Origin of the sequence: Lactiplantibacillus sp. YT640 (assembly GCF_049745435.1) — a bacterium.
Lineage (GTDB): Bacteria > Bacillota > Bacilli > Lactobacillales > Lactobacillaceae > Lactiplantibacillus > Lactiplantibacillus plantarum.
Genome location: NZ_JBMNVY010000071.1, coordinates 1 through 3,398 on the forward strand (window position 1 = coordinate 1; position 3,398 = coordinate 3,398).

The following is a 3,398-nucleotide window of genomic DNA, read 5'->3' on the forward strand; positions in this document are numbered from 1 at the left end:
TGGACTTTCCACCAGCTATCCGGCAATCACTATACGCCACTAACCTGATTGAGAACTTTAATAAGCATCTCAAGCGCACCACCCACCACAAAGAACAATTTTCAACGGAAGATTCACTGGATCGCTTCCTGGTTTCTCAGTTTAATGTTTATAACGAGAAGTCTCTGAAGCGGATCCACCGAGGGTACAAACGACTCCAGGACACCTAGGAAGCATCATTTATTTAAGTTAGATCCATATTATCTGTACGAAGGCATTTCATTTACTCAAGTTTCTTGACGCTACCCTATCTTTTTTGTTACAGTCAAAATAAAGCCAGCGAAAGCGAGGAGGACGTCATGAAACAATACACGAAATTTTTACTGATGATTCTTGTCTCTACAGTTATTATGTATGGGTTAATGTACCTTAATGTGTTCCAATTAGATGATATTTTTCTAAGCCAAACGCGATTGTATATGGCGCTAATTATGGGCGCCACCATGGCCATTGTAATGCTGTTATTCATGTGGTCAATGTACCAGAATAAACGTTTGAACCGCCTGATCCTACTTGGTAGTGCGGTGATATTTGCTGGCTCGCTTTATCTAGTTCGTAGCCAAGCGACCGTGCACGATGCAGCTTGGCTGCAAGAAATGATCCCCCATCACTCGACCGCGATTCTAACCAGTGAACGCGCGCAACTCAGCGATCCGGAAGTCAAAGCCCTCGCACAGAAGATTGCTAAAACGCAACGTGAAGAGATCACGGAGATGAAACGATTATTGAAAAAAGTTGCCGATCAATAGCTGATAAAAAAGGAAGTTTGTCAAATGGTGTTGAAGGATAGTTTCTATCCTTTGGAGATCTCCTCGTGTGGGAGATCTTTTTTGTTGTTTTATTAGTTGCGGCGTTTAATCTGGTGTGTTGTCTGAATATCGTACTTGAAGGCATAACAAATAAGCCTACCATCGTGACGTTATTGTGGTAGATAATCTAGGCAATCAGCTGGTAGACGCGTGTGAACATATTGGCCTGATTGGAGAAGCCATAACAAGCACGTTTGAGCTCCTTGATCTTACGGTTGATTCCCTCTATCGGTCCGTTAGCGTAGGACGATTTGGCGGCGTTAATTACGCCATTAAGATTCTTTCGTAGGGTATGCATGGCCGTATCTAGGGGCGTGCCGTTAGGCTGATAGTTAGTGATGATATTCTTGAGTTCATCAGCGTGACGCCCCATCAAAGCATCGTGGAGATCGATGTAGGTTTCATAAGCTGTTTTGAAGGCCGGAAACGTATCGGTTCCAATATCAATAGCGTTCTGTTCGGTCGAGTACTCATTCAGGCCGAAGAGGTAGCGGCTATTTTGTGCGTCAGGGTTGGCCTTGTGGAATAGGCGCCATAGTGATTTCAGTACTTTATATTCCCGCGAATGCTTGTCGAGTTGCTTTAAACATTGAGTGCGAATGGTATCCATCGTCCGGCCCATTAATTGAATAATGTGGAACCGATCAATAATGAGTTCGGCGTTAGGGAATAGTTCGTGCACGAATGCCTGATAGGAGGCGTTCATGTCCATGATGACGCGTTGAACCGCGGCCCGTTCTGCGGTGCTGTACTGACTAAGAAAGAACTGTTTGATGGTTCTATTAAGGCGGTCGCTAAGTACTTTAACGGGTCTAGAATTTTTAGTGTTGGAAAGTATTTCCATTCCAAAAGTACTAGGCCCTAATTTAAAAAGCCATTGATAATGGATCAAAAACGGCCAATAGGGTATACCCTATTGGCCGTTTTTGTTTCGAGTTATATTAAGAAAGATAGGTGTCCAGTATAATTGTTCAAACTTAGGACTAAACCTAGTGAAACGTCACAAGAAAGAATAAATAGTAGAGAGAAGTGTTATAACTTAATAATTGTGGCCTGCTTTTTTTTAATCTATAGCTGAAAGTGGCAAAATATCATAATGTATGCTTATAAGCCATTTATTAATGTGAGTAACGAAATTAGTAGCCGTAAGCTATTAACGAAAAGCTTTGTTAACTCACTTTTTAGGTTAATTGAACGCAAAATAAGTAACCTAAATATTAATCGCATCAGTATCNGCCGTAAGCTATTAACGAAAAGCTTTGTTAACTCACTTTTTAGGTTAATTGAACGCAAAATAAGTAACCTAAATATTAATCGCATCAGTATCTCTAAACTGAAGTCCTACTCGTGATATGAAATCCTTAAGCAGATCAAACAACCCCTCAGACAATCAATCGTGCGTTCAAATAACGAACGTGTGCTCAGATGACGCTTATTTAACAGCTATACCAACCGATTTTTAATATTAATTACTGTCTGCACCGACACACCGGTTTCAGCTGCAATTGCACGATAGCTAATTGGGGCACCGGTTGCTTTGTTTCTTAATTGATCAACGATACGGCGGTAGATAAATCGTTTTTGTGGGTTAGGTGCGTCTGCGGCGTAAGCGGGCCGTGTCCCTCGATATTTCCCATTGGCTTTGGCGATTTCAATTCCTTGGCGCTGGCGCTCACGAATTTTCTTCCGTTCTGTTTGGGCCATATAAGCTAGCAGTTTGGTTAACAGGTCAAACATAAATTTATCCATATCTGAATCGCCAGTGCGCATAGAAAGAAATGGCGCATCTAAGACTTCCATCTTAACTTGTTTGTCCCTGATCTGCTTGATGATATCACTGGCATCATCATAGTTACGACTCAAACGATCCAAGGACGCAATGACCAGCGTATCGCCCTGTCGAACATACGCAATGGCCGCCTGCAATTCTGGTCGATTCTCAGTTGATTTTCCCGATTGCTTTTCTTCGAATATTTTTTCACACTCAGCTTTTTTAAGTGCTTTGATTTGACGCGCTAAATTCTGATCAGTTGAACTAACTCGGGCATACCCAATTTTCATCACGACTTCTCCTCTCGGAATTTGACCCTACATTATCGGCAACAGATTAGACACTCAAATTAGACATTTTTAACAGATTCAAGAATCGCTTACCGTGCCCGATAGAATCTCAGTTTTTTCCTATATTCTTAGTATAACGTTTATTGTCCATTTAGGGTACACTCTAATCTAACAAAAACTTCAAAATTGAATTTTGGGAATCATAAGAAAACGAGGCTGTGACATAAGTCTCTAGAAACAACGCAGGTCTGGAAAAATCTTCGGATTTTTCCAGACCTGCTTTTGATATAATAGAAAATAAAAAAAGAGCATCGGTCGCACCCGATACTCTATGAAATTATCCTCGAAAGGACATTCCTAATATGCAAGATTATTATAACATGAATCAAACCACTTTGAGTATTGCCTTGGATTACCAACCAGAAGAGCATCATTCTGCTCGTTACATCAACCAGCTTGTTGAGAGTTTAAAACTAAAATATGATTACC

Annotated in this window: 3 protein-coding genes and 1 pseudogene; 2 read left to right on the forward strand and 2 right to left on the reverse strand. The window is 41.0% G+C overall.

The features are described from left to right. Together ACOV1R_RS15855 and ACOV1R_RS15860 are read left to right on the forward strand one after the other, a co-directional pair. Window positions 1-209: transposase (locus ACOV1R_RS15855; protein WP_424744317.1), on the forward strand; the 209-nt coding region annotated here is incomplete at its 5' end. A gap of 129 nt (window positions 210-338) precedes the next feature. Beyond that, window positions 339-788: a DUF305 domain-containing protein gene (locus ACOV1R_RS15860; protein WP_034542113.1), complete on the forward strand. Its 450-nt coding sequence runs from the start codon at window positions 339-341 to the stop codon at window positions 786-788. A gap of 187 nt (window positions 789-975) precedes the next feature. Here the strand turns inward: ACOV1R_RS15860 and ACOV1R_RS15865 are convergent. Both ACOV1R_RS15865 and ACOV1R_RS15870 read right to left on the reverse strand, forming a co-directional pair. Further along, window positions 976-1,662, reverse strand: a pseudogene (locus ACOV1R_RS15865) (ISL3 family transposase); the annotation flags it as partial. A 629-nt stretch (window positions 1,663-2,291) separates the two neighbouring features. Next, a complete protein-coding gene (locus tag ACOV1R_RS15870; protein WP_003645574.1) occupies window positions 2,292-2,909 on the reverse strand; it encodes a recombinase family protein in 618 nt (205 codons plus the stop codon). Window positions 2,910-3,398 lie beyond the last annotated feature (489 nt).